This is a genomic window from Geodermatophilus sp. DSM 44513, from assembly GCF_032460525.1.
Taxonomy (GTDB): domain Bacteria; phylum Actinomycetota; class Actinomycetes; order Mycobacteriales; family Geodermatophilaceae; genus Geodermatophilus.
Genome location: NZ_CP135963.1, coordinates 2,385,997 through 2,409,254, shown reverse-complemented (window position 1 = coordinate 2,409,254; position 23,258 = coordinate 2,385,997). Strand labels below are relative to the sequence as shown.

The window sequence follows — 23,258 nt, the reverse complement described above, 5'->3', positions numbered from 1 at the left end:
CGGGTCTACAGCCAGCCGCGGCGGGCGCCGAGCTGCCGGACGGCGGCGTCCAGCTGCGCGGCCACCGCGCGGACGTCGGTGTCGGTGTGGGCCAGCCGCAGCCGGCCGCCGACGTCGCGGCCCTCGCTGAGCAGCCCGCCGCGCCGGTCGACCTCCAGGACGACGTCCACGCCGTGCGGGTCGGCGAGGAAGGTGACCTCCAGCTCCCGCACCCGGCCGCGCAGGCCGGGCGGCGGGGCGAACTCGACCTCCTGGTAGAACGGCAGCTCGCTGCCCCGGATGCGGCCCTTCTCCACGTCCGCGCCGCGGAAGGCGAAGCCCAGGCCGTCCAGGGCCTGCAGCACGGTCCGCTGCACCGGCAGCGGCAGCACGGTCACCGGGTCCAGGTCGCCGGGGTCGACCGACCCGGGGACGTCCAGGCGGGTGCGCAGGCCCACCCGCATGCCGCGCAGGTGCCAGCCGTCGATCGCGGTCACCGGGCACTGCCAGGGCACCGGCAGCCGGAACGGCAGGGCGTGCCGGGCGCCGGGCTCCACCCGCGCGGCGCCGGCGACCGCGACCGTGCCGAAGGTGACCTCCTCACGCCAGGAGGAGTCCCCGCTCTCCACCTCGACGGTGGCCTGCAGCGCGACCCGGACCTCCGTGACGTCCTGGGCGACGGTCCCGCCGGTGACGTGCACGGTGCCGGTGACCGCGCCGCCCGGGGTCGTGTCCGGCCGGTCCAGCACGGTCTCGACGGTGGCGCCGCCGGAGCCCAGGCGCGCCATGATGCCGCGGAAGGCCATCGGTCCTCCTGTTCGCAGGGTCGGTGCCCGCAGCCTGGCACGGCCGCCGAGCACGTGTCACCGGCCCATCGGCCGGGCACCCCGCCGCGGGAGACCCCTGCCGCCGGAGACCCCCGGCCGACCCGGGGACCCGTCCGCGAGGAGCACCGTGAGAGAGACCTTCGGCCTGGGCCGGATCGCCGGCATCCGCGTCGGCGTGAACGCCAGCGTGCTGGTGATCGTGGCGATCATCGCCGGGGGACTGGCGTTCGGCCGGTTCCCGCTCGTGCTGCCCGGCCGCGGGGCGGCGGCGTACCTGACCGCCGCCGTGGCCGCCGCGGTGGCCTTCCTCGCCTCGCTGCTGGCCCACGAGCTGGCGCACGCGCTGGTGGCCCGGCGCAACGGCGTCGAGGTGGAGGGCATCACCCTGTGGCTGCTCGGCGGCGTGGCCCGCCTGCGTGGCGGGGCCCGCACGCCGGGGGCGGAGTTCCGCATCGCCGGCGTCGGCCCGCTCACCAGCCTGGTCCTCGGCGTCGCGTTCGGCACCGCCGCGCTGCTCGCCCGGCTGGTCGGGGCCGACGGCCTGCCGGTCGCCGTCCTGGACTACCTCGCCGGGATCAACGTGGCGCTGGCCCTGTTCAACCTCGTCCCGGCCGCGCCGCTGGACGGCGGGCGGCTGCTGCGCGCGCTGCTGTGGCGGCTGCGCGGCGACGCCTGGTCCTCCGCGGTGACCGCGGCCCGCGCCGGGCGGCTGTTCGGCTTCGCGCTGATCGCGCTGGGCTTCCTGCAGCTGGTCACCGGCCGCGGCTTCGGCGGGCTGTGGCTGGCCCTGGTCGGGCTGTTCGTGGTCAACGCCGCGACGGCCGAGGAGCAGCACGCGCAGGTGTCCGGCCGGCTGGGCGGGCTGCCGGTGGGCGCGGTCATGAGCAGCCCGGCGCTGGTCGCCGACCCCGACCGGACGGTGGAGACCTTCCTGCACGAGGTGGCCCTGGTGCGGCGGTTCAGCACCTACCCGCTGGTCGACGCCACGGGCGCGCTGGTCGGCCTGGTGACGCTCAACCGGCTGCGTTCGGTGCCACCCGCGGCCCGGGCCACGACCCGGCTGCAGGACGTCGCCTGCCCGCCGGCCGAGGTCCCGGTCGCCGCGCCCGGCGAGCCGCTGACCGAGCTGCTGCCGCGGCTGGCCGGCTGCAGTGACGGCCGGGCGGTCGTCGTCGACGGCGGCCGGGTGGTCGGCGTGGTGTCACCGAGCGACGTGGCCCGCACCCTGCAGCTGGCCGACCTCGCCGCCTTCGACCGCTACCCGTCGGCGGGCGGCGGCGCCGACGTCGCCCGCGTGCCGGACGCCGGCCGGCCCTGAGCGGTCCGGCCGGCGAACCGCCGCTCGGCGCGGGCGGCCAGCACCGGGTACAGCCGCGGCGCCAGCCGGACGAGCAGGTCGGCGACCCGCGCGTCGGTGCCGACCAGGATCCGCGGGCGGCCGGCCTCCACCCCGTCCACCACGATCCGGGCGGCCTGCTCGGCCGGCATCCGCAGCAGCTTCTCGGTGTACAGGCGGGTGCGGGCCTCCTCGTCCGGGGTGACCTCCCGGCCCGACGCCCGCGCGTGCTCCAGCGCCGCCGTCGCGATGTTCGTGCGCACGCCGCCGGGGTGCACCACGCTGACCCGCACCGGGTGCCCGGCGGCCAGCAGCTCCGCGCGCAGGCTCTCGGTGAACCCGCGGACGGCGAACTTGCTGGTGCAGTACGCGGTCATCCGGCCCTGGCCGAGGATCCCGTTGAGGCTGGACACGTTGACCACGTGCCCGTCCCCGGAGGCGACCAGGTGCGGCAGGAACGCCTTGGTGCCGTGGAGGACGCCGAACAGGTTGACCGACAGGACGCGGTCGTACTCGGCCCACTCGGTCTCCAGCACCGCGCCGCCACCGGCCACCCCGGCGTTGTTGTAGACCTGGTGGACGACGCCGAAGTGCCCGGCCACCGTCTCCGCGTACGCCTCGACCGCGGCCCGGTCGGCCACGTCCAGGCGGGCGCTGTGCGGCTGCGCACGCAGTGCCCGGGTGCGGTCGGCGGTCCCGGCCAGGCCGGCCTCGTCGACGTCGGACAGCGCGACGCGCGCCCCGCGCCGGGCCAGCTCCAGGGCCAGCGCCCGGCCGATGCCGGAGCCGGCGCCGGTGACGACGGCGACCTTGCCGCGGACGCCGCTCACGCGGTCACCGTCGCCGCGGTGGCGGCGCGCGACAGGTGCAGCTCCGGGTCGGTGACGCTGCCGGCGCGCAGCAGCTCCACGTCGGTGGCGTAGCTCGTCGAGGTCAGCCACGGCACCCGGTCGCCCTGGCGGGGCAGCTGGTCGACCGCCCGCTGCACGTAGCCGGCGGCGAAGTCCAGCAGCGGGCGGGTCGGCATGTCCGGGTCGCTCGGCCGGGGCACCGCGACGTCCTGCCCGTGCGCGTCCAGGTGCGCCAGCAGCCGGCAGAAGTGCTCGCAGAGCAGCCCGATCTTCAGCGTCCAGGAGGAGTTGGTGTAGCCGATGGCCAGCACCAGGTTGGGGACGCCGGACAGCATCATCCCCTTGTAGGCGACCGTGTCGGGCAGGTGCACCGGCTGCCCGTCCACGGTCAGCGCGATGCCGCCGATGGCCTGCACGTTCAGCCCGGTGGCGGTCACGACCAGGTCGGCCTCGAGCTCGCGGCCGGAGACCAGCCGCACCCCGGTCTCGGTGAACGTCTCGATCCGGTCGGTGACCACCTCGGCCGTCCCGTTGCGGATGGCACGGAACAGGTCGCCGTCGGGGACGGCGCACAGCCGCTGGTCCCAGGGGTCGTAGGGCGGGTTGAAGTGCACGTCGACCGGATAGCCGGCGGGCAGCTGCTTGCTCGTGACCCAGCGGATCAGCTTCCGCGCCGCCCGGGGGTGCTTCTGGCAGAACCGCCAGATGCCGGTGCCGCGGGCGATGTTCTTGCGGCGGGTGAGGGCGAACCCGCGCTCCTCGCCGAACAGGGCGGTCAGCTTCTGCGCGAGCACGTCGGTGCGCGGCACCGGCATCACGTAGGACGGCGTCCGCTGCAGCATCGTCACGTGCGCGGCCGTCTCGGCCAGCGCGGGCACCAGGGTGACCGCGGTGGCGCCGCTGCCGATCACCAGCACCCGCCTGCCCGCGTACTGCAGGTCCTCCGGCCAGGCCTGGGGGTGCACGACCGGGCCACCGAAGCGCTCCCGGCCGGGGAAGACCGGCGTGAAGCCCTCGTCGTAGCGGTAGTAGCCGCCGGCGCAGAACAGCCAGCCCGCCGACAGCTGCAGCCGCTGCCCGGTGTCGGTGCGTTCGACGTCGACCAGCCAGCGGGCCTCCGGCGTGGACCAGGCGGCCGACAGCACCCGGTGGGAGTAGCGGATCCGCTCGTCCAGGCCGTTCTCGGTGATCGTCTCGCGGAGGTAGGCGAGGATCCGCGGCGCGTCGGCGATGGACTGCTCGTCGCGCCAGGGCTTGAACTCGTAACCGAACGTGTGCAGGTCGGAGTCCGACCGGATGCCGGGGTAGCGGAACAGGTCCCAGGTGCCGCCGGACGCCGTGCGCGCCTCCAGGATCGCGAAGCTCTTCTGCGGCGGCTCGGTGGTCAGGTACCGCCCGGCGCCGATGCCGGAGATCCCGGCCCCGACGACCAGCACGTCGAGGTGCTCGACCGGCGTGTGCGGAGTGGTCACCTCCGCGACTGTCCCCGGTCCGCGCCGCGTTGCGCCAGCGCGGACGGCACCAGGATGCTGCCCGGGTGGTGCACGGTGCTGCAGGCGACGTCCGCTGGCCCGAGGTGTCCCCGCGGACCCGGGAGCTGTTCCGGCGGGGGGCGGAGGCCGAGCTGGACCCCCGGGACGACTGGGTGGAGGAGCTGCACGCCGCCGCCCTCGGCGGGCCGCGGATGCGCCCGGTCGCCGAGGACCCGGTGCTCGCCGCGGCGACCCGGCGGGTCACCCTGGCCGACCTGCTGCACTGGGCGGCGGCCAACGTGCAGCACCCCGGTCAGCGGGTGCCGGCCAACACCGGGCCGGAGTCGCTGGAGGCGGCGCGCGACCTGGTGCGCCGCGGCCTGGACGAGTCCGCGCTGGACGCCTACCGCGCCGCCCAGGGGGTGGCCTGGCGGCGGTGGATGCGGATCTGCTTCGACCTGACGCCCGACCCCGCCGAGCTGCGCGCCCTGCTGGACGTCTCGGCGCTGTCCATCGCCACCTTCATCGAGGACACGGTGGCCGCGGTGTCGAGGCGGATGGCCGCCGAGCGGGCCGAGCTGACCCGCGGCGTGCACGCCGAGCGCCGGGCCGCGGTCACCCTGCTCCTGGAGGGCGCCCCCATCGGGCGGGCCCGCGCCGAGGCGCAGCTGGGGTACCGGCTGTCCGGCCCGCACACCGCCGCGGTGGTGTGGAGCGGCCCGGGCACGGCGTCCGGGCAGCTGGAGGCCGCCGCGGAGGCCGTCGTCCGGACCGCCGGCGCCACGCACCGGCTCACCGTCGTCGCCAGCGCGGCCGCGCTGTGGCTGTGGCTGCCCGTGGCGAGCGCGCCGCACCCCGGGCGGCTGGCCGCGTCCCTGGCCGGGCACCCCGACGTCCGGGTGGCCGTGGGCCGCCCCGGCCGGGACGTCGACGGCTTCCGGCGCAGCCACCTCGACGCCGCGACCACCCAGCGGATGCTGGCCCGGCTCACCTCGCCGCAGCAGGTGGCCCGCCTCGAGGACGTGCAGCTGGTCGCGCTGCTCACCCGCGACCCGGCGTCCGCCGAGGAGTTCCTCGCCGACACCCTGGGGGGCCTGCTGCACGCCGACGCGGACACGCGGGCGACCGTGCTCGCCCACGTGCGGGAGCTGGGCAGCACCTCGCGCACCGCCGCGCGGCTGCACACCCACCGCAACACGGTGCTGCGCCGGCTGGCCCGCGCTGACGAGCTGCTGCCCCGCCCGCTGGCCGAACACGCCGTCGACGTGGCCGCGGCGCTGGAGGTGCTGCGCTGGCGCGGCACGGCGAGCTGACGTGACGTCGCCGGGTGGCCTCGCTGCAGGGGCCCGCCGCGAGCGCGCGAGCGGTGGGGGGCAGCGAGGTCCTCTCTCAGCCCAGGCTGGCCGTCATGGTCACGGCGTCCTCGGTGACGGTCGTGCACTCGACGGTCAGCGGGCCGGCCGCGACGCTCTCGCCCTGGCTGCAGGCGAGCTCCTGGCCGCCGACGGAGATGCTGGCCCGGCCGTCCGCGACTGTGCCCAGGGTGATCGGCGTCCCCAGGACGTCGACCTGCGCGCCGTCCCCGGTCAGGGTCACCTCGCAGGAGGTGCCGGAGCAGTTGACGCCGGCGTCCGTGCCGCCGTCGGTCCCGGGAGCCGCGGCGGTGTCCTCCGCCCCGGCGGTCGCGGTGGGGTCGGCGGTGTCCTCCGCGGGGGCGGACTCGGTCGCGGTGGTCTCCGGGGCGGCGATCTCGTCGGCGGTGCTCCCGCAGCCGGCCAGCAGCAGCCCCGCGGCGAAGACCCCGGCGGCGATGCGGCGGGTGGGGGTGGTCTGTGTTCCCATGTCCCGTCGGTAGGCGGGCCGGCCGCCGCCCATGCCGCGGGCGGCGGATCGTCACGCGCTCGTCATGCGGCCGCCCGGTCAGGAGCTGAGGACGACGCCGTCCCCGGAGGACCGGACGGCCAGGCCGTCCGGTCGCACCGCGACGTCGACGCCGCGGCCCTCGAACAGCAGCGGGTCCAGGGGCACCGGGACGGTGAACCGCTGCCGCACCAGCAGCTCGTCGACGCCCTCGAGCGGGGCGGCGGTGTCCAGCCGCGCGGGTTCCAGCAGCAGCGCGCCGTCCTCGGCGGTGACGTCCACCAGGGCGGAGACCGGCCGGACCGCACCGCCCACGTCGACGCTGCCGGAGAGGCGCAGCTGCCCCTCCCCGGCCGGCTCGGCGTCGAGGAGGCGGCCGGTGAAGCGCAGGTAGCGGTCGAGGTCGTCGTAGGTGAGCAGGGCCTCCTCGGCGGACCGCTGCACGTACACGCCGCCGGTGGCGCCGTCGAGCAGGTCGGAGAAGGACAGGTACACGCCGCCGAGGTCGGCCGACAGGCCGCGCAGCCGCACCGGACCGGACGACACCACGTCGAGGTCGACCGAGACGTCGTCGTAGCGGCCCCGCAGGGCCTGCAGCAGCACCGGCCCGCCGCCCACGTCCACCTCCGGAGGCTCCAGGACGCCGGTCCGCTCCTGCACGGTGCGGGCCAGCACGGACTCCGCGCCGATGCGGGCGAGCCGGTCGGCTCCCCACAGCAGCAGCGCGGTCCCCAGGACGACGACCACCGCCAGGACGGCTGTCGGCCAGCGGCCGGCGGGGGCCGCGTCGGGGCTCACGGCGGCCCGCCCGCCCCCACCGCGGTGCGCGGCGGTGCCTCGGTGCGCCGCCGCTCGGACTCCTCGGCCAGCAGCCCGCGCTGTTCCTCGGCCCCCGGACGGTCGTCGGTGGTCCGGATCCGCCGGCCGGGCCAGCCCCCGGCGCGGCCGAGGAGGGTGAGCGCCGCGGGGGTGAGGACCGGCCGGACGAGGAAGGTGTCGACGAGCAGGCCGACGGCCATGGTGAACGCGATCTGCCGGAAGGTGGACAGCGGGATGATCGCGACCATGGCGAAGGTGGCGGCCAGGATCACGCCGGCGGCGCTGATCGCCCGGGCGGTGGCGGGCATGGCGACGGCGATGGCCCGGGCCAGCGGGTGGCGGGCGGCCTGGTCCCAGATCGCGCCGACGGCGAAGACGTTGTAGTCCGCGCCGAGGGCCAGCAGCAGGACCGCGGTGGCGAACGGCACGTAGAACGTCAGGCCCGGCTCACCGAGCAGGCCCTGGAAGACGAACACCGTCAGGCCCAGGGTGGCCGCGACCGACAGGGCGCTGAGCGCGAGCAGCGCCACCGGCGCCAGCAGCGCGCGCAGGAACAGCACGAGGATGAGCAGCTCGACCAGCAGCACCGCGACCAGCGTGCGCTGCAGCTCGTCGCGGGTGATCCGGTCCAGCTCGCTGGCGATCGCGGTCTGGCCGGTCACCCCGACGGTGACGTCCTCGACGCCGGCCCGGGCGACCAGCTCGTCCAGGTCCTCCTGCAGCGCCCGCAGGTCCGCGACGGCGGTCGCCGCCAGCGGGTCGCTGTCGAGGACGACGACGAACCGGGCGGCGTCCCCGTCCCGCGAGAAGACGATGCCGTACTCCTCCGGCAGCGGGTTCTGGGCCGGCCCGAGCACCGCCGCCACCCCGGGCCGGGCGGCCAGCAGCTCCTGCAGCCGCGTCAGCGCGTCCCGCTGCGCGGCGACGTCGGCACCCTCGAGCAGCACCTCGGTCGGCGCGGTGATGCCGCGCACGCCGGTGTCCTCGAGGACCTGCGCGCCGCGCTGCACCGGGTCGTCGCCGGGCAGCGCGCCGGAGAAGGACACCCCCAGTCGCATGTCGGCGAGGGGGACCACCGCCGGCACCAGCACGGCGACGCCCAGCACCAGCCCGGCGACGGCTCCCCGCCGGCCGGCGAGCACCCGCGCCAGCCAGCGCGTCCCGCGCCCGGCGCTCTCGTCCAGGGCCCGCCCGCCGCGGACCCGGGACGGCGCGAACAGCCACGGGCCCAGGACGGCCAGCACGGCGGGCACGAGGGTGAGCGACACCAGCAGGCCGACCACCACGGTCAGCGCCAGGGCCGGCCCGAACGCGCGGAACAGGGCGAAGTCGGCGATCAGCAGGGCCGCCGTGCCGGCGGCCACGGTCACCCCGGCGACCGCCACGATCGGGCCCTCCGTGAGCACCACCCGGCGGGCCGCCTCGTGCCGGTGCAGGCCCCGGTCCAGGTGCCGCCGGAAGCCGGAGAAGAACAGCACGCAGTAGTCGGTGATCACCCCGATGAGCAGTGCCGCGGTCAGCGGGCGCAGCTGCTCGGGCAGCGCGAAGCCCAGTGCGCCGGCGGCGACGGCCAGCACCTGCACCGCCACGAGGTAGCCCAGTCCGGCGACGAACAGGACGACGACGGGCGCGACGACCGAGCGGAAGGTGAGGCCGACCACGACCGCGATGAGCACGAGGGTGGCCACCTCGAACAGCAGCAGCCGGGACTCCAGGTACTCGGCCTGGGCGACGCGGGCCGGTGTGAGCCCGGTGACGTGGGTCTCCAGCGAGGCCTGGTTGTCGAAGTGGCTGGCGTACTGGCGGCCCAGCGCGGTGGCCTCCGCCAGTGACGTCCCCCGGGTCACGTACAGGTAGGTGACCGCGGTGTCGGGCGTCGAGGTGGGGATGGGCACCGCCGCGACCACCTGCTCGCCGGTCGGCGACACGCCGCCGTCCAGGGTGGCCTGGGTGTGCGCGAGGGCCCACAGGGCGACGTCGGCCCGGGTGAGCGGGTCCAGCCCCTCCGGGTCGTGCACGACGACCGTGGTCTCGGAGAGCACCGGCACCTGGAACAGCTGCAGGCTGCGCTGCTGGACGGCCACCGCCTCGCTGTCCGGGGGCAGCAGCCCGCCGACGTCGTCCGCGCCGCCCCCGCCGCCGGGGACCGGCAGCAGGACCGCCGCCACCGCCAGTGCGAGCCACCCGGCCAGGACCACCCACCGTCCGGCCACCACCGCCGTCCGGGCGAGCCGGCCCGCAGCACGGAGGGCGGCCGCCGGGGCACGGACCAGCGCACCCCCTCGGCGCCGTCTGGACAAGGCGGCCTCCTGCTCGGCCCGGTCTCGTGCGTACCGATGTGTGCGGAGGGTACGTCCGCCCCCACCGGACCGCCGGGTGGGAGGACGACCGATGACACGAGCCGATCCCGGGGAGCCGGGGGACCGGCCGGACCGCGGCTGGCAGCGCTGGCTGGCCACGGGGACCTTCGTCGTCGGCCTGGTCTGCGGCGTGCTGCTGCTCGGGCTGCTGGGCCAGGACCCGCCCGCGCCGACGGCGCAGGAGCCGACGGCGCCCCCGACGGCCGCACCGGCCGGCCCGGAGGCGCCGATCGGCGGCGTCGAGCTGAACACGGCGTGCCTGCGGGCGATCAACGCCGCTCAGGACATCGCCTCGACCGCCGACGACCTGGGCGCCGCCGCGGCGGCGCTGGACGCCGCCCGGCTCGACGAGGTGGTCCGCCGGCTGCAGCCGCTGCAGCAGCGTCTCCAGGAAAGCACGGCCCAGTGCGAGGCGACCGGGGCGCTGCCCACCGAGAGCGTCGCCCCGACCGGGGAGGCCGTGCCCAGCGAGGGAGCCGCGCCGACCGAGGACGCCTCGCCCACCGACTGACCGCCCGTGCGGGTGGCCCCACTGCAGGGTCCCGCCGCGAGCCAGCGAGCAGCGGGGTCCTCCTTCAGCGGACCCGCAGCAGCACCTTGCCGGTGGCGCGGCGCTCGTCGAGCTCGGTGACCGCGGCGGCCGCGTCGGCGAGGTCGTGCACCGACCCGAGCACCGGGTCCAGCGCGCCGCGCTCCAGCAGCGGCGCCAGCTCGCGCCACTGCTCCTGCACGTAGCCGGGCTCGCCGGTCCAGAAGGCGCCCCAGCCCACCCCGACCACCGAGACGTTGTTCAGCAGCAGCCGGTTGACCCTGACCGTGGGGATCTCCCCGCCGGTGAAGCCCAGCACCAGCAGCCGTCCCTCGCGGGCCAGGCTGCGCAGCGAGTCGGTGAACCGGTCGCCGCCGACCGGGTCGGCGACGACGTCCACGCCGCGCCCCCCGGTGAGCTCCTTGACCCGCGGCAGGAACCCGTCGGCGAGCACCACCTCGTCGGCGCCGGCGGCCCGCGCCGCCGCGCCCTTGGCCTCGTCGGACACCACGGCGAGCACCCGCGCCCCGTAGGCCTTGGCCAGCTGGGTGCCCGCCGTGCCCAGGCCGCCGGCCGCGCCGTGCACCAGCACCGTCTCCCCGGCCTGCAGCCGGCCGCGGCGGGCCAGCGCGAAGTGCATGGTCAGGTAGTTCATCGGCAGCGCCGCACCCTGCTCGAAGGAGACGGCGTCGGGCAGCGGGAAGACGACGCCGGGGTCCACGGCCACCACCTCGGCGAACCCGCCGACGCCGGGGAAGGCCGCCACCCGCTGGCCGGGCCGCAGGCCGCTGCCCTCCGGGGCGCTGCGCACCGTCCCGGCCACCTCGCTGCCCGGCACGAACGGCAGCTCCGGCTTGAGCTGGTACTGCCCGCGGCTGAGCAGCACCTCGGGGAAGGTGACGCCGGCGACGTGCACGTCGACCAGCACCTCGCCGTCGGCCCCCGCGGGTGCGGGGACGTCGACGACGGAGATGGCCGAGGGGCCGTCGAGGGTGGCGATCTGGGCGGCGCGCACGGGACCTCCTGCACGGGGGGACGACGACCGCGCGAGCTTGTCAGAGGCCGGGACCGCCGTCGCGCCGGGTCCGCGGGCAGCGTGCTGCTCAGGCCCCCAGCTGCTCAGGACCCCCGGAGCTCCCCGAGCGTCGGGTAGGACGGCTGGGCGCCCCGCCGCCGGACCGCGTGCGTGCCGACGGCGACGGCCGTGCCGGCCGCGGCCACCAGGTCCACCCCGGCCGCCAGCTGCGCCGCCGTCGCGCCCACGAACGCGTCACCGGCACCGGTCGTGTCGACCACCTCCGCCGCTGCGGCCGGCAGGTGCGCCGGGCCGGGGGCGCCCCCGCCTGGGTGCACGACGGCGCCCGCGCCGCCCACCGTGACGACGACGGAGCGCGCGCCCGCCGCGACCAGCCGGGTGGCGAGTGCCGAGGCCAGGGCGACCACGTCCCGGTCCGGCGGGGGCTCCTCGCCGCCGAGGAGCCGCAGCGCGGCACCCGCCTCGTGCTCGTTGACCACCAGCGGGTGCGCGGTCCGGACGACGTCGGGGTCCAGCGGGACCGCCGGGGCGAGGTTGAGGACCACCCGGGCCCCGGCGGCGTCGGCGGCCCGGGCCACGGCCTCGGTGGTCGCGCGGGGCAGCTCGCCCTGCAGCACCAGCACCGTGTCCGGGCCGAGCGGGGGCAGGCGCGCCACGACGTCCGGGCCCACCGCGGCGTTGGCGCCCGGCACGACCACGATGGTGTTCTCGCCGTCGGCCGCCACCGTCACGACGGCCAGCCCGGTCGGCCCGGGGACCGCGGCCACGGCCGTCAGGTCGACCCCGGCCGCGCGCAGCTCCACCAGGGCGGCCTCGGCGTTCGGGTCGGATCCGACGGCCCCCACGAGGGCCACCCGGGCACCCAGGCGCGCCGCCGCCACCGCCTGGTTGGCCCCCTTGCCGCCGGGCAGCACCGCCCCGCCGTCGCCGAGGACCGTCTCACCCGGGGCCGGGTGCCGCTGCACGGTGACGACCAGGTCGGCGTTCACCGACCCGACGACGACCACCCGTCCCCCGGTGCGAGGACCGGCGTCGCCGGGCGGGGAGGGGGCCGGGCTCACCGGGGACGCGGACGTGCGGCCGTCAGGCGCCGAGCAGCTGCCGCAGCCGGCGGGCGGGCGGGCCGACGACGCGCAGCGTCAGCCGCAGCGGCAGGGTCACCACGACCGACCCCACCCGGACGCCGAGACGCCACAGGTCCGCGTAGTCCGGGGGCCGGGGCGTGGTGGTGGGCGTCGTCGGAGCCGGCGGTTCCGTGGCCCGCGGTGCCGCGGGCGGCGGCGGCGTCGCCGGGACGATCAGGTCGACCGTCGTCCGGCGGCGGGGGTCGCGCAGCGACGCGAAGGAGGGGATGGCCGGCGCGGCGGGGGACTCCCGCTCCTCCGGCGACGGTGACCGCGACGGTGCCGGTGCGGCGTGCAGCCGGCCGGGCGGCTCGGGGACGACGCGCCGGATCGCGGCCACGCTGCCCGGGCCCAGCCCGTCCACCGCGGTCAGCTCCGCCCGGGTCAGGGTGGCCAGCTGGGCGGTCGTGGTGATCCCGGCCCGGGTCAGTGCGGTCACCGCGCGGGTGGGCAGGCCCAGCTCGGTGATGGTCCCCGCGGGCCCGGTCCCCGGCGACGTGGTCGGCATGGCGTCCAACCTAGGGCGCCTCGCCGGAGGGCACCGGCCCGGGCCCCTGCTGCAGGATGCCCACGCACCCCGTACCCCGCACCCCGCACCCCGCACCCGACCCCGAGGACCGCCGATGACCGCCGCCCGTCCCCAGCCCGTGCACGCCGAGGGCACGCTGTCCTCCGGCCAGTACCACCAGGCGTGGACGGTCACCGACCCCGTGGGCGCCGTCGTCCTGGTGCACGGCGCCCACGAGCACAGCGGCCGGTACGCACACGTCGCCGAGCGGCTGGCCGCGGCCGGGTACGCGGTGCACGCCGCCGACCACCCCGGGCACGGCCGCTCGCCGGGCCGCCGGGGTGACATCGGCAGCATGGCCGCCACCGTCGCCGGCGTCGCGGAGCTGGTGCGGCACGCGGGGGAGCAGCACCCCGGCGTCCCGCTGTTCGTCTACGGGCACAGCCTGGGCGGGCTGGTCGCCCTGCAGTACCTGACCGGGACGCCGGACGCCCGCGTCGCCGGTGCGGTGCTGTCCGCGCCGGCGCTGGACACCAGCGCCGCGAGCCCCCTCCAGCGCGCCGTGGCGCCGCTGCTGTCCCGCCTGCTGCCCGGCGCCGGGGTGCTGCAGCTGGACGCCGAGGCGGTCAGCCGGGACCCGGAGGTGGTGCGCGCCTACCGCACCGACCCGCTCAACCACACCGGCAAGATGGTCGCCCGCACCGGCGCGGAGCTCATGGCCACCGCGTTGGCCGTGCCCGGCCGGCTGCCCGCGCTGACCCTGCCGCTGCTCGTGCTGCACGGCACCGCCGACCGCCTGGTGCCGCCGGCCGCCAGCGAGGTCGTGCGGGCACACGCCGGCTCACCGGACCTCACGGTGCACACCTACGACGGCCTCTTCCACGAGCCGCACAACGAGCCCGAGCGCGACCGCGTCCTGGCCGACGTCGTCGCCTGGCTGGACGCGCACCGCGTCCGGAGGTGACGATCGACCCGTGGGGCGGGTGTGACGGACGGGACGGACGGAACGGTCCGACACGCCGCAGTGACCTGCGACCCGCCGTCCCGGGCGGAGAAAGTGACCTGGGTCACGGCGACAGTTCACATCACTGCACGTAGCGTTTTGTGTGCGCTCAGCTAAACAGGAGAGCGCGGCGCCGGATCCGCCAAACCCTGCCCACCGGCTGCCACCCACTTCCCAGGGCAGGGGTGGGGGACCCACGACCACGGCGCGCTGCACACCCGGCACGGCCGGGCGCGGCCGCCTCGGGGTGGAGCCGCGGAGAGCGGCCGGGCACCGATCGCCCGAACCCGACAGCTCACCTCGCCGGCGGAGATCGGAGACCCCATGCCCAAGCACTGCGCGCCCCGCTACGTCCGCACCCGGCAGGTCCTCGCCAAGGCGCCCGTCGCCGCCGGCGCCACCGTCGTCGGGATCGGCGTCCTCGGCGCACCGGCCCAGGCCGCCGTCACCCACGACTGGACCGGTGTGGCCCAGTGCGAGTCCGGCGGCGACTGGGACATCAACACCGGCAACGGCTACTACGGCGGACTGCAGTTCAGCCCGTCCACCTGGGCGGCCTTCGGGGGGACGGCGTTCGCCCCGCGCGCGGACCTGGCCACCCCCGCCCAGCAGATCGAGATCGCCGAGAAGGTCCTCGTCGGCCAGGGCATCGGCGCGTGGCCGACCTGCGGGAAGCGGCTGACCGACGGCACCACCCCGGCCGCCGCCACCGGGGCCGCCGCCGCCGGGGCCGCCGCCGCCGGGGCTGCCGCCGCCGGGGCTGCCGCCGCCGGGGCTGCCGCCGCCGGGGCGCCGGCCCCCGATTCCGTGGCCACCGACGAGGCCCCGGCCGCCACCACCGAGGGTGCCGACGCCGCCGACCACACCGTCGCGCGCGGCGACACCCTGGCGGGCATCGCCGCCGCCCACGGCCAGTCGTGGCGGGAGCTCTACCAGCGCAACGCGGCGGTCATCGGCGCCGACCCCGACCGCATCCGCCCGGGCCAGGTGCTGCGCACCGCCGGGTCCGCCGACGCGGCGGACACCGGTGGGCGGCACGCCTCCGGTGGCCGGCACGCCGCCGGCGGCTGGCGCGACGCCGGGACCGGCACCGGCCAGTGGCGCAGCACCGGGACGTCCGCCGTGGCCCCTGCCGCGGCCACCACCTCGACCGCTGCCACCGCCGTGACCCCGGCGGTCGGGGCGGCGCCGGCCCCGGTCGTCCAGGCGGCCGCCCCCGCGGTGCAGGCGGCGCCGACCCCGGCCGCCACCCCGGCCGCCACCCCGGCCGCCACGGCCACCGCGATCATCACCAACAGCGCCGGCCCGGTCCGGCCGCAGGTGCAGGCCGCCGCCGACCGGGTGGTCAGCGAGGTGCGCGGGGCCAGCCTGATCACCATCGGCGGCACGCGGGCCAGCGCGACCGACCCGAACGGCCACCCGGCCGGGCTGGCCCTGGACTACATGGTCGGCTCCGACGCCGCCCTCGGGGACGCGATCGTCGCCTTCCACCTCGAGCACTGGGAGGAGCTCGGCGTGGACTACGTCATCTGGCAGCAGCGGATCCTGACCTCGCCGACCGGTGCCTGGAAGGCGATGGCCGACCGCGGCAGCGCGACGGCCAACCACATGGACCACCCGCACGTGAACTACCGGGGCTGACCTCCCCGGCCCGGGGTGTGGTCAGAGCAGCCGGTCGAGGTCGTCGGGGCCCGGGCCGGTGCCGCCGGAGTCCGGCAGTGGCGAGGTCTCGGGCAGGTCCTCCCCGGGCGGCTCGGGCTCGACCGGCCCCTCGGCGTACAGGGTGTCCGGGTCCCGCGGGTCCATCTCGGTCATGGGTGGGGGGTGCCCGCCGCGGGCCCCGGGAACCGCCGGCCACGGCACCGGCCGGACCGCACGGACACCGGTTGCGGGACCGACCGGTCCGCCGCATGCTCTCCCCGGGCGGGGCCCTGGGAGGGACCCGGGTGCAGCCCCGCCCGCCAACTCCCGTCGCCCGCGCCGCCCGCCGTCCCCGGCGGTGCCGCGACGTGTCCTGCACCACGGTCGGCCCGCGGCCGATTGTCACGGCCGGGTCACGGCCCTATGGTGTCCGCGTCCGGTCGGTCGTCACCTCTGCACCACGCAGGCCCGAGCGGACGCCGCCGAGTCGCCCACCGGGCGAGCCGGGGACCCACCGCAGCACTGGGGTGAATCCGCTCCTGGACGCACGTCCGGGAGCCGTAGGGCCACTTCCCGCCCGAACCCGTCAGCTAACCCGGTAGGCGGCCACCGGAAGAACGGAGAGCCGCCGGATGGCGTGCCGCTGCCCTGCTCCACCCCGCCGGCCGCGCTCCCGGGTGCCCGCCCGCACCTGACCCCCGCCCGACCGCACGCCGCCGTCCGCGCCCCGGCGTCCCGCCGCCCCGGGTCCGAGCACCCCCGCTCGACCGGCACCGAGCCGTCTCCCCCCGGTGGTCCCCGGCGTCCCCGCACGGCCGCGGTCGGCCCTGCCCGCACCCCCTCCGCGGCGCCCGTGCGCCCGCACGGTCCCGCCGCGCCCCGACCCCGGAGAACCCGCACCCCCATGGACCGACCCACCCCGTCCCGAGGCCGCGCTGCCCGCCGCCTCCGCCTGCCCGCTCCCGTCCGCCGTCCGGCCGTCTACCTGGGGGTGGCCACGGCCGGCGCCGTCCTGGTCGGCGTCGTCGTCGGTGCCGAGCCGGCCGCCCAGGCCGAGGCCGTCCGGCCCGCCCCGGCGGAGACGGTCAGCGTCGCCCGGGCGCTGGGGCTGACCGGTGCTCCCGCACCCGTCGACGCGGTGCAGGAGCTGCAGCCGCTGCAGGACCTGGCCGCCAGCCGCAGCAGCCGCGAGGCCGCCCAGACCGCCGCCCAGCAGGCCCAGGCCGCCGCCGACCAGGCCGAGCTGGCCCGGCGGGAGGCCGAGGCCCGCGCGGCCGCCGAGGCCGTGGCTGCCGCGGAGGCCGCCGCCCGCGCCGCCGCCGAGGCCGCTGCCGCCGAGGCCGCCGCCGCGGAGGCCGCTGCCGCCGAGGCCGCCGCGCCGAGCCGGGCGGCGACGCCGTCCGCGGCGACGACGGCCCCGGCGGCACCGGCCGCGGCCGGTGCGGTCGCGAGGATCACCAACAACGCCGGGCCGGTGAAGCCCGTCGTCCAGGCGGCGGCGAACGCGGTCGTCAGCAACGTGCCCGGCGCCGCCGGGATCACCCTGGGCGGCACCCGGGCCAGCGCCGCCGACCCGGGCGGGCACCCCTCGGGCCTGGCGCTGGACTACATGGTCGGCTCGAACTCCGCCCTCGGGGACGCGATCGTGGCCTACCACGTCGCGCACTGGGAGGAGCTCGGCGTGGACTACCTCATCTGGGAGCAGCGGATGCTGTCCTCGCCGTCCGGCTCCTGGAAGGCGATGGCCGACCGTGGCAGCGCCACCGCCAACCACATGGACCACCCGCACGTGAACTACCGGGGCTGAGCCGCCCGGTCCCCGGCCGGCCTGGTTATCGCGGGTCCGGCCGGGGCAGGAGGGCACCGTGCCGAGCAGCCGTCCCGTCCCGCCGACCCTCGTCGACGCCAACCGGCTGTGGGTCGACTCCCGTGTCCGCGCGCTGGTGCAGCGCCGCGTCGAGGCGCCCGTCCTGCTCCGGCTGGGCGGGCCTGTCCCCGGGGGTCGGGTGCTGGAGCTGGGCACCGGGCGCCGCGGCACCGGCCTGCGCCTGGCGCTGGAGGTCTTCGGCGCCGCGCACGCCGACGGCGTGGAGCGGTACCCGGCCAGTGTCGCGGCCTGCCGGGCGGCGGTGCGCGACCTGGGCGCGCGGGTCGACGTGCGGGAGGGCGACGCCACCGCGCTGACCCTGCCGACGGCGTCCTACGACGCGGTGTTCGCCCACCACGTGCTGCACCACACCCCGGCCTGGCGCGACGTCGTCCGGGAGGCCGCCCGGCTGCTGCGCCCGGGCGGGCGGTTCTACTCGTGCGAGATGACGGCCCGCTTCGTGGACAGCCGGCCGCTGCGGGCGGTGTCCCACCACCCCGCCGACGGCGACCGGCCGACCCCGGACGGCCTCGCGGACGCCTGCCGGGCCGCCGGGCTGGGCGTCACCGGCCAGGAGACCCGGCTGGCCGGCTGCTGGACGGCGCTGGTCGCGACCCGGCCGTGAGCGCCGGCTCCCCGCCGGCCGCGACCGTCCGCACCGCGCTGGGGCTGCTGCGCCGGCACGCCGGCCCGGCCTACCTGGCCGCGCTGGCCGCCACGCTGGTCAACACCGTGCCCGACGTGGCCCGCCAGGTGCTGGTGCTGGACGACCCGCGGCTGGGCGCCGCGCTCGCCGTCGACGCCGTGGGGTTCGCGACCGGCCTGGTCGCCCAGCTGTGGGTGACCGGCGTCGTGGCCGCGCTGGCCGCCGGCGGGGGAGCGTCCTGGTCCGGCGCGCTGCGGCGCGGCACCGCCCTGGCGGTGCGGGCGCTGCGCGCGGCACCGGCCGCGGTGGCCGTGGGCGTGGTGCTCGGCGGGACGGTGTCCGCGCTGCTGACCCTGCCCGCCTCGGTGGCCGCCCTCGGCCCGGACGGGGTGCTCGGGCCGCTGGGCTCGCCGGGTGCCGGCGCCTTCACCGTCGCGACCGTCAGCGACGTGGTGGCCAGCGTCGTCACCCTGCCGTTCCTGGCATCGGTGCTGGTCGTCGCGGGCGGCGACCGGTTCACGGCGCGCCCCGGCGGGCAGTGACCGGCCATGACCAGCGAGTGGGACGTCACCCGCAAGACCGTCGGGACGCTGTCGATCTGGGTCGGGACCGCGGCGCTGTGCGCCCCGCGGGCGCTGCCCCGGCTGCTCGGGGCCGCGGAGGAGGGGACGCGGACCGACGTCCTGCTGCCGCTGCTGGTGCGCCTGACCGCGGCGCGCAACATCGCCATGGGCGCGGCGCTGCTGGTCACCCCGGCGCCCCAGGCCCGCCGCACCACCGAGGTGACGCTGCTGCTCACCGCGCTGGACGCCGCGGCGGTGCTCCTGGCCCGCCGCGGCCGCGAGGTGGCGCCACGCAGCGCGGTCACCTCGCTCGTGGTGCTCGGCACCGCCGCGGCCGGCGCCGTCCGCTGGCACCGCCGTTGAGGACCGGTCCGGTCAGTCGGCCGGCCGGTCGGCCAGGTCGGCGAAGGTGGTGCGCAGCTCGCGCTTGAGGATCTTGCCGCTGGCGTTCTTGGGCAGCCCGTCGACGACGGCGACGTAGCGCGGCGTCTTGTAGCCGGCCAGCCGCTCCCGGCAGAAGCCGACCAGCTCGTCGGGGTCCAGCCGCTGCCCGTCCCGGGGGACGACGACGGCGGCGACCGCCTCGATCCACCGGGGGTGCGGGATGCCGAAGACGGCGGTCTCCGCGACCGCCGGGTGCTGGTAGAGCACCTCCTCCACCTCGCGGCTGGCCACGTTCTCCCCGCCGGTCTTGATCACGTCCTTCTTGCGGTCGACCACGGTGATGTAGCCGTCCTCGTCCATCACACCCAGGTCGCCGCTGTGGAACCAGCCGCCGCGGAAGGCCTCCGCGGTCTTCTCCGGGTCGTTCCAGTAGCCGACGGTGGCGTGCGGGCTGCGGTGCACGATCTCGCCCTCGACGCCGGGGCCGACCGGGCGGCCCTCGTCGTCGACCAGGCGGGTCTGGCTGTTCAGCGCCGGGGTGCCGGCCGAGCCGGGCTTGCGCAGCTGGTCCTCCGGGGAGAGCACCAGGGCCAGCGCGGACATCTCGGTCTGCCCGTAGCAGTTGAACAGCGCCATCCCGGGCAGCCGCCGGCGGAGCTCCTGCACGGTGGCCACCGGCATGATCGACGCGCCGTAGTAGCCCTTGGCCAGCGAGGAGAGGTCCCGGCGGTCGAAGTCGGGGTGCCGCAGCAGGCCGATCCACACCGTCGGGGGGCAGAACAGGCTGGTGATCCGCTCCCGCTCCACGGTCGCCAGCACGGTGGCCGGGTCCGGCCCGTCCAGCACCACGTTGGTGCCGCCCAGGTACAGGTTGGGCACCAGGAACACGTGCTGGGCAGCGACGTGGAACAGCGGCAGCGCGTGCAGGGCGACGTCGTCGGCGGCGTACCGGCCGTCGACGATGCAGCTGACGTACTGGGTGACCAGGCTGCGGCTGGTCATCATCACGCCCTTGGGCCGGGACTCGGTGCCGCTGGTGTACATCAGCTGCAGCACGTCGTCGTCGGCGACGTCCACCTGCGGCGGTGCGGCGTCCGGGTGCGCCGCCCAGGTCTCGTAGGCCTCCCAGCCGTCGGGCCCGCCGTCCGGCCCGCCGCCCAGGACCCCCCGGACGACGACGGCCTCCTCCCGCCCCGCCAGCCGCAGCGCCTCCTGCGCCACCGGCACCAGCGCGGCCTCCGCGACCACGCCGGCCGCCCCGCAGTGCTCGAGGACGTAGGCCACCTCGCCCGCGGTCAGCATGAAGTTGACCGGGACGGCGACGGCGCCCAGCCGGGCCAGGGCGAAGGTGAGCACGACGTACCCGTCGTCGTTGTGCGACAGCAGGGCCACCCGGTCACCGCGCGCCACCCCGCGCGCGGTCAGCGCGTTGGCGGTCCGGTCCACGGCCGCGTCCAGTTCGGCGTACGTGTGCGAGCGGTCGCGGAAGCGCAGCGCCGTGCGGTCGGGCACGCGCGCCGCGGAGCGCCGCAGCAGGTCGCCGAGGGCGTGCCCGCGGGCCCGGGCGATGGTGGAGGTCAGTGCGTCGTCGAACACGGGTCGCTCCTGGTGCGGCGGGACGTGAGCCGGCGCACACCGTAGTGCGCCCCGGCCCTCGCCGGCGGTGGCGCGCTACGGCCCGCGCCGCACGCCCTCACGCCTGCGCGGCCCCCGCCCGTCGCCGGCCAGCTCGTCCTCCTGCCGCCGCAGGAACGTCTCGACCAGCGCGCAGCCCGCGTCCGGGTCCTCGAAGAGGAACAGGTGCCCGCCGTCGACCATCCGCAGCTGGGCGTGCGGCAGCGCCGCCGCCATGATCCGGGCGTTGCGCGGCGGCGCGAGCGGGTCCCGCCGCGCGCCGATGACCAGGGTGGGGTGCTGCACCCGGTCCAGCCACCAGCGGCTGGACCAGCCGGAGATGGCGTACAGCTGCTGGGTGTAGCCGAGCAGGCTCGGCGGGCGGCGCAGCCGCGCCTGGCCGTGCGCGGAGTCGGCGGCCACCCGCGGGTCGCTGCCGAACAGCAGCGGGGCGGTCAGGCGCAGGTAGCGGCGGGAGTAGTACCGCGTGGGGGAGGCCATCAGCGCCAGCACCCAGGGCGCCGGAGGCTGCCCGCCCAGGCCCGGGGTGGTCGCGGCGAGCACCAGGTTGCGCACCCGCGAGGGCGCCTGGTGGGCCACCTGCTGGGCCAGCGCGCCGCCCCAGGAGTAGCCGAGGACGTCGACCCGCACGTGTCCCAGCGCGTCGAGCACCCCGGTCACCAGCCGCCCGTAGCCCGACATCCGCAGCCCGCTGCGCAGCGCCGGTGACCCGCCGGTGCCCGGGACGTCGAGCATGACCACCTGCCGGCCCGGCAGCCGGCGCACCGCCGGCTCCCACATCTCGATGTTGGCGCCGATGCCGTTGAGCAGCAGCAGCGGCGGGCCCTCGCCGGCCACCCCCACCCGCACGCTGGCCGCCCCGACCCGCACCCGGGAGTACACCGGCGGCCAGGACCCGGCGGCCGGCGACACCGGGTGCGCCGCCGCCCCGTCCGCGTCGACGCCGTCCCCGGTCACGGAGCGGACCATACGTCGGCACCCCGGGGGACGCCCACCGGTCTGACCTGCACGGGAGGGGTGCCTGGCGCCCGGTCACCCCTCCGGGGCACAGTGGCGGGGGTCACGGTCGGCGCCACCCCCGCCCGCGCCGGGCCCGCGAGGGAGGGAGTGCCCCATGGACGTCACCGAGGCCTACCGGGCGGCCCGGGACCAGCTGCTGGCGCTGCGCGGCGACCACGCCCGGGCGGTCGCGGAGTTCCGCTGGCCGCAGCTGGGGGAGCGGTTCAACTGGGCGGTCGACTGGTTCGACGCCGTCGCGCGGGACGACGACCGCCCCGCGCTCGTCGTCGTGGGGGCGGACGGGACGACGACCCGGCGGACCTTCGCCGAGATGACCCGCGCGTCGGACCGGCTGGCCGCCTGGCTGGCCGGCCGGGGCGTGCGCCGGGGCGACCCGGTGCTGCTCATGCTGGGCAACCAGGTGGAGCTGTGGGAGTCGATGCTGGCGGTGATGAAGCTCGGCGCGGTGATCATGCCGACCACCACCGCGCTCGGCCCCGCCGACCTGGCCGACCGGATCACCCGCGCCGGCGCCCGCCACGTCGTCTGCAACGCCGCGGACGTCGCGAAGTTCGACGGGGTGCCCGGCGACTGGACCCGGATCAGCGTCGGCCAGGCCGACGGGTGGGCCGACCTGCGCGCCGCCGCCGACCTCGAGGCCGTGCCGGTGGAGCACCCGGGCACCGCGCCCGGCGACCCGCTGCTGCTGTACTTCACCTCCGGCACCACCTCGCGCCCGAAGCTGGTGGAGCACACCCAGGTCTCCTACCCGGTCGGGCACCTGTCGACGGTGTACTGGCTGGGCCTGCAGCCCGGCGACGTCCACCTCAACATCTCCTCGCCCGGCTGGGCCAAGCACGCGTGGTCCTGCTTCTTCGCCCCGTGGACCGCCCAGGCGACGGTGCTGGTCCACGACTACCGCCGCTTCGACGCCGTTGTGCTGCTGCGGCTGCTGCGCGACCAGGCGGTCACCAGCTTCTGCGCGCCGCCCACGGTGTGGCGGATGCTGATCAACGCCGACCTGTCCGCCGGGCCGGGCACGCTGCGGGAGGTCCTGGCGGCCGGCGAGCCGCTCAACCCGGAGGTCATCGAGCAGGTGCGCCGCGCCTGGGGGCTGACCGTCCGCGACGGCTACGGGCAGACCGAGACCACCGCCCAGGTCGGCAACACGCCCGGCTCCCGGGTGGTGCCCGGGTCGATGGGCCGCCCGCTGCCCGGGGTGCCGGTGGTGCTGGTCGACCCGGTCGGCGGCCGGCCGGTCGAGGGGCCGGGCGAGGGCGAGATCTGCCTGGACCTCGCCGGGCACCCGCTCCCGCTGATGACCGGCTACCAGGGCGACCCCGCGCGGGACGCCGAGGCCAAGGCCGGCGGCTACTACCACACCGGGGACGTCGCCAGCGTCGACGCCGACGGCTGGATCACCTACATCGGCCGCACCGACGACGTGTTCAAGGCCAGCGACTACAAGATCAGCCCGTTCGAGCTGGAGTCGGTGCTCATCGAGCACCCCGCGGTCGCCGAGGCCGCCGTCGTCCCGGCGCCGGACCCGCTGCGGCTCGCGGTGCCCAAGGCCTATGTCACGCTGGTGGCCGGGCACGAGGCCACGGAGGAGACCGCGCTGTCCATCCTGCGGCACGCCCGCGCGCACCTGAACCCCTACCAGCGGGTGCGTCGGCTGGAGTTCGCCGAGCTGCCCAAGACCGTCTCGGGGAAGATCCGGCGGGTCGAGCTGCGGGCCCGCGAGGAGCAGCTGGCCGCGGCCGGCGCCCGCCCCGGCGTGGAGTGGCGCGACGACCAGTTCCCCGAGCTCACGACCTGA

At 77.4% G+C, this 23,258-nt stretch carries 22 protein-coding genes and 1 riboswitch; of the genes, 10 read left to right on the top strand and 12 right to left on the bottom strand.

Annotation, left to right across the window (positions count from 1 at the left end; translation table 11 throughout):
- Positions 1-5: 5 nt before the first annotated feature.
- Complete coding sequence (locus RTG05_RS11615; RefSeq protein WP_166528761.1) at positions 6-785, bottom strand: sporulation protein; 780 nt, start codon at positions 783-785, stop codon at positions 6-8.
- Positions 786-933: 148 nt separating this feature from the next.
- Here RTG05_RS11615 and RTG05_RS11610 point away from each other — a divergent pair, with 148 nt between their 5' ends.
- Positions 934-2,124, top strand: a complete 1,191-nt coding sequence (locus tag RTG05_RS11610; RefSeq protein WP_166528760.1) for a site-2 protease family protein — start codon at positions 934-936, stop codon at positions 2,122-2,124.
- On the opposite strand, the gene RTG05_RS11605 is transcribed toward RTG05_RS11610, so the two are convergent.
- Both RTG05_RS11605 and RTG05_RS11600 read right to left on the bottom strand, forming a co-directional pair.
- Positions 2,064-2,972 carry an SDR family NAD(P)-dependent oxidoreductase gene (locus RTG05_RS11605; protein ID WP_166528759.1) on the bottom strand — a complete coding sequence of 303 codons (909 nt, stop codon included), beginning with the start codon at positions 2,970-2,972 and terminating at the stop codon, positions 2,064-2,066. The genes RTG05_RS11610 and RTG05_RS11605 overlap by 61 nt on opposite strands.
- Positions 2,969-4,465 carry a flavin-containing monooxygenase gene (locus RTG05_RS11600; RefSeq protein ID WP_166528758.1) on the bottom strand — a complete coding sequence of 499 codons (1,497 nt, stop codon included), beginning with the start codon at positions 4,463-4,465 and terminating at the stop codon, positions 2,969-2,971. Before RTG05_RS11600 ends, RTG05_RS11605 begins: the two co-directional genes overlap by 4 nt.
- A gap of 104 nt (positions 4,466-4,569) precedes the next feature.
- Here RTG05_RS11600 and RTG05_RS11595 point away from each other — a divergent pair, with 104 nt between their 5' ends.
- On the top strand, positions 4,570-5,778 hold the full coding sequence (locus RTG05_RS11595; RefSeq protein ID WP_315911814.1) for a PucR family transcriptional regulator: 1,209 nt from the start codon (positions 4,570-4,572) through the stop codon (positions 5,776-5,778).
- A 76-nt stretch (positions 5,779-5,854) separates the two neighbouring features.
- On the opposite strand, the gene RTG05_RS11590 is transcribed toward RTG05_RS11595, so the two are convergent.
- The 3 genes from RTG05_RS11590 to RTG05_RS11580 form a co-directional block, all read right to left on the bottom strand.
- Entirely contained in the window at positions 5,855-6,307 is a 453-nt protein-coding gene (locus RTG05_RS11590; protein WP_166528756.1) for a hypothetical protein, read from the bottom strand.
- A gap of 78 nt (positions 6,308-6,385) precedes the next feature.
- Entirely contained in the window at positions 6,386-7,123 is a 738-nt protein-coding gene (locus tag RTG05_RS11585; protein ID WP_166528755.1) for an LmeA family phospholipid-binding protein, read from the bottom strand.
- Complete coding sequence (locus RTG05_RS11580; protein WP_315911813.1) at positions 7,120-9,444, bottom strand: MMPL family transporter; 2,325 nt, start codon at positions 9,442-9,444, stop codon at positions 7,120-7,122. Before RTG05_RS11580 ends, RTG05_RS11585 begins: the two co-directional genes overlap by 4 nt.
- Before the next feature lie 91 nt (positions 9,445-9,535).
- Here RTG05_RS11580 and RTG05_RS11575 point away from each other — a divergent pair, with 91 nt between their 5' ends.
- Positions 9,536-10,015 carry a hypothetical protein gene (locus RTG05_RS11575; RefSeq protein WP_166528754.1) on the top strand — a complete coding sequence of 160 codons (480 nt, stop codon included), beginning with the start codon at positions 9,536-9,538 and terminating at the stop codon, positions 10,013-10,015.
- Between the two features lie 64 nt (positions 10,016-10,079).
- Here the strand turns inward: RTG05_RS11575 and RTG05_RS11570 are convergent, their stop codons facing one another.
- The 3 genes from RTG05_RS11570 to RTG05_RS11560 form a co-directional block, all read right to left on the bottom strand.
- Entirely contained in the window at positions 10,080-11,048 is a 969-nt protein-coding gene (locus RTG05_RS11570) for an NADPH:quinone oxidoreductase family protein (RefSeq protein ID WP_166528753.1), read from the bottom strand.
- Between the two features lie 104 nt (positions 11,049-11,152).
- A complete protein-coding gene (locus RTG05_RS11565) occupies positions 11,153-12,130 on the bottom strand; it encodes a ribokinase (protein WP_166528752.1) in 978 nt (325 codons plus the stop codon).
- A 22-nt stretch (positions 12,131-12,152) separates the two neighbouring features.
- Positions 12,153-12,701, bottom strand: a complete 549-nt coding sequence (locus RTG05_RS11560; protein ID WP_166528751.1) for a DNA-directed RNA polymerase subunit alpha C-terminal domain-containing protein — start codon at positions 12,699-12,701, stop codon at positions 12,153-12,155.
- Between the two features lie 115 nt (positions 12,702-12,816).
- Here RTG05_RS11560 and RTG05_RS11555 point away from each other — a divergent pair, with 115 nt between their 5' ends.
- Together RTG05_RS11555 and RTG05_RS11550 are read left to right on the top strand one after the other, a co-directional pair.
- Positions 12,817-13,665 carry an alpha/beta hydrolase gene (locus tag RTG05_RS11555; RefSeq protein ID WP_166528750.1) on the top strand — a complete coding sequence of 283 codons (849 nt, stop codon included), beginning with the start codon at positions 12,817-12,819 and terminating at the stop codon, positions 13,663-13,665.
- 363 nt (positions 13,666-14,028) lie between these two features.
- The gene (locus RTG05_RS11550) at positions 14,029-15,345 is read left to right on the top strand and encodes a LysM peptidoglycan-binding domain-containing protein (RefSeq protein WP_315911812.1); all 1,317 of its coding nucleotides are present in this window, start codon (positions 14,029-14,031) and stop codon (positions 15,343-15,345) included.
- 21 nt (positions 15,346-15,366) lie between these two features.
- Here the strand turns inward: RTG05_RS11550 and RTG05_RS11545 are convergent, their stop codons facing one another.
- Positions 15,367-15,519 (bottom strand): hypothetical protein, encoded by a 153-nt coding sequence (locus RTG05_RS11545; RefSeq protein ID WP_166528749.1) that lies wholly within the window; start codon positions 15,517-15,519, stop codon positions 15,367-15,369.
- 296 nt (positions 15,520-15,815) lie between these two features.
- Positions 15,816-15,966, top strand: a riboswitch (cyclic di-AMP (ydaO/yuaA leader).
- A gap of 283 nt (positions 15,967-16,249) precedes the next feature.
- On the opposite strand from RTG05_RS11545, the gene RTG05_RS11540 reads away from it, so the two are divergent.
- Genes RTG05_RS11540 through RTG05_RS11525 form a run of 4 tightly spaced genes read left to right on the top strand, consistent with a single transcriptional unit; the run spans position 16,250 to position 18,784 of the window.
- A complete protein-coding gene (locus RTG05_RS11540) occupies positions 16,250-17,152 on the top strand; it encodes a VldE C-terminal domain-containing protein (protein WP_315911811.1) in 903 nt (300 codons plus the stop codon).
- Positions 17,153-17,210: 58 nt separating this feature from the next.
- Positions 17,211-17,837 (top strand): class I SAM-dependent methyltransferase, encoded by a 627-nt coding sequence (locus RTG05_RS11535; protein ID WP_166528748.1) that lies wholly within the window; start codon positions 17,211-17,213, stop codon positions 17,835-17,837.
- Positions 17,834-18,400 carry a hypothetical protein gene (locus RTG05_RS11530; RefSeq protein WP_166528747.1) on the top strand — a complete coding sequence of 189 codons (567 nt, stop codon included), beginning with the start codon at positions 17,834-17,836 and terminating at the stop codon, positions 18,398-18,400. Before RTG05_RS11535 ends, RTG05_RS11530 begins: the two co-directional genes overlap by 4 nt.
- A 6-nt stretch (positions 18,401-18,406) precedes the next feature.
- The gene (locus RTG05_RS11525) at positions 18,407-18,784 is read left to right on the top strand and encodes a hypothetical protein (protein WP_166528746.1); all 378 of its coding nucleotides are present in this window, start codon (positions 18,407-18,409) and stop codon (positions 18,782-18,784) included.
- Positions 18,785-18,796: 12 nt separating this feature from the next.
- Here RTG05_RS11525 and RTG05_RS11520 read toward each other — a convergent pair whose 3' ends face one another.
- Positions 18,797-20,401: an acyl-CoA synthetase gene (locus RTG05_RS11520; protein ID WP_315911810.1), complete on the bottom strand. Its 1,605-nt coding sequence runs from the start codon at positions 20,399-20,401 to the stop codon at positions 18,797-18,799.
- A gap of 75 nt (positions 20,402-20,476) precedes the next feature.
- Positions 20,477-21,397 (bottom strand): alpha/beta fold hydrolase, encoded by a 921-nt coding sequence (locus RTG05_RS11515; protein ID WP_166528745.1) that lies wholly within the window; start codon positions 21,395-21,397, stop codon positions 20,477-20,479.
- 157 nt (positions 21,398-21,554) lie between these two features.
- On the opposite strand from RTG05_RS11515, the gene RTG05_RS11510 reads away from it, so the two are divergent.
- Positions 21,555-23,258, top strand: a complete 1,704-nt coding sequence (locus RTG05_RS11510) for an AMP-binding protein (protein WP_166528744.1) — start codon at positions 21,555-21,557, stop codon at positions 23,256-23,258.

What these genes read in the sequence shown, in the direction of transcription:
- RTG05_RS11555 (WP_166528750.1), top strand. Translation starts at nt 12,817, where the DNA reads ATGACCGCCGCCCGTCCCCAGCCCGTGCACGCCGAGGGCACGCTGTCC.
- RTG05_RS11560 (WP_166528751.1), bottom strand. Translation starts at nt 12,701, where the DNA reads ATGCCGACCACGTCGCCGGGGACCGGGCCCGCGGGGACCATCACCGAG.
- RTG05_RS11575 (WP_166528754.1), top strand. Translation starts at nt 9,536, where the DNA reads ATGACACGAGCCGATCCCGGGGAGCCGGGGGACCGGCCGGACCGCGGC.
- RTG05_RS11550 (WP_315911812.1), top strand. Translation starts at nt 14,029, where the DNA reads ATGCCCAAGCACTGCGCGCCCCGCTACGTCCGCACCCGGCAGGTCCTC.
- RTG05_RS11615 (WP_166528761.1), bottom strand. Translation starts at nt 785, where the DNA reads ATGGCCTTCCGCGGCATCATGGCGCGCCTGGGCTCCGGCGGCGCCACC.
- RTG05_RS11545 (WP_166528749.1), bottom strand. Translation starts at nt 15,519, where the DNA reads ATGACCGAGATGGACCCGCGGGACCCGGACACCCTGTACGCCGAGGGG.
- RTG05_RS11540 (WP_315911811.1), top strand. Translation starts at nt 16,250, where the DNA reads ATGGACCGACCCACCCCGTCCCGAGGCCGCGCTGCCCGCCGCCTCCGC.
- RTG05_RS11525 (WP_166528746.1), top strand. Translation starts at nt 18,407, where the DNA reads ATGACCAGCGAGTGGGACGTCACCCGCAAGACCGTCGGGACGCTGTCG.
- RTG05_RS11510 (WP_166528744.1), top strand. Translation starts at nt 21,555, where the DNA reads ATGGACGTCACCGAGGCCTACCGGGCGGCCCGGGACCAGCTGCTGGCG.
- RTG05_RS11590 (WP_166528756.1), bottom strand. Translation starts at nt 6,307, where the DNA reads ATGGGAACACAGACCACCCCCACCCGCCGCATCGCCGCCGGGGTCTTC.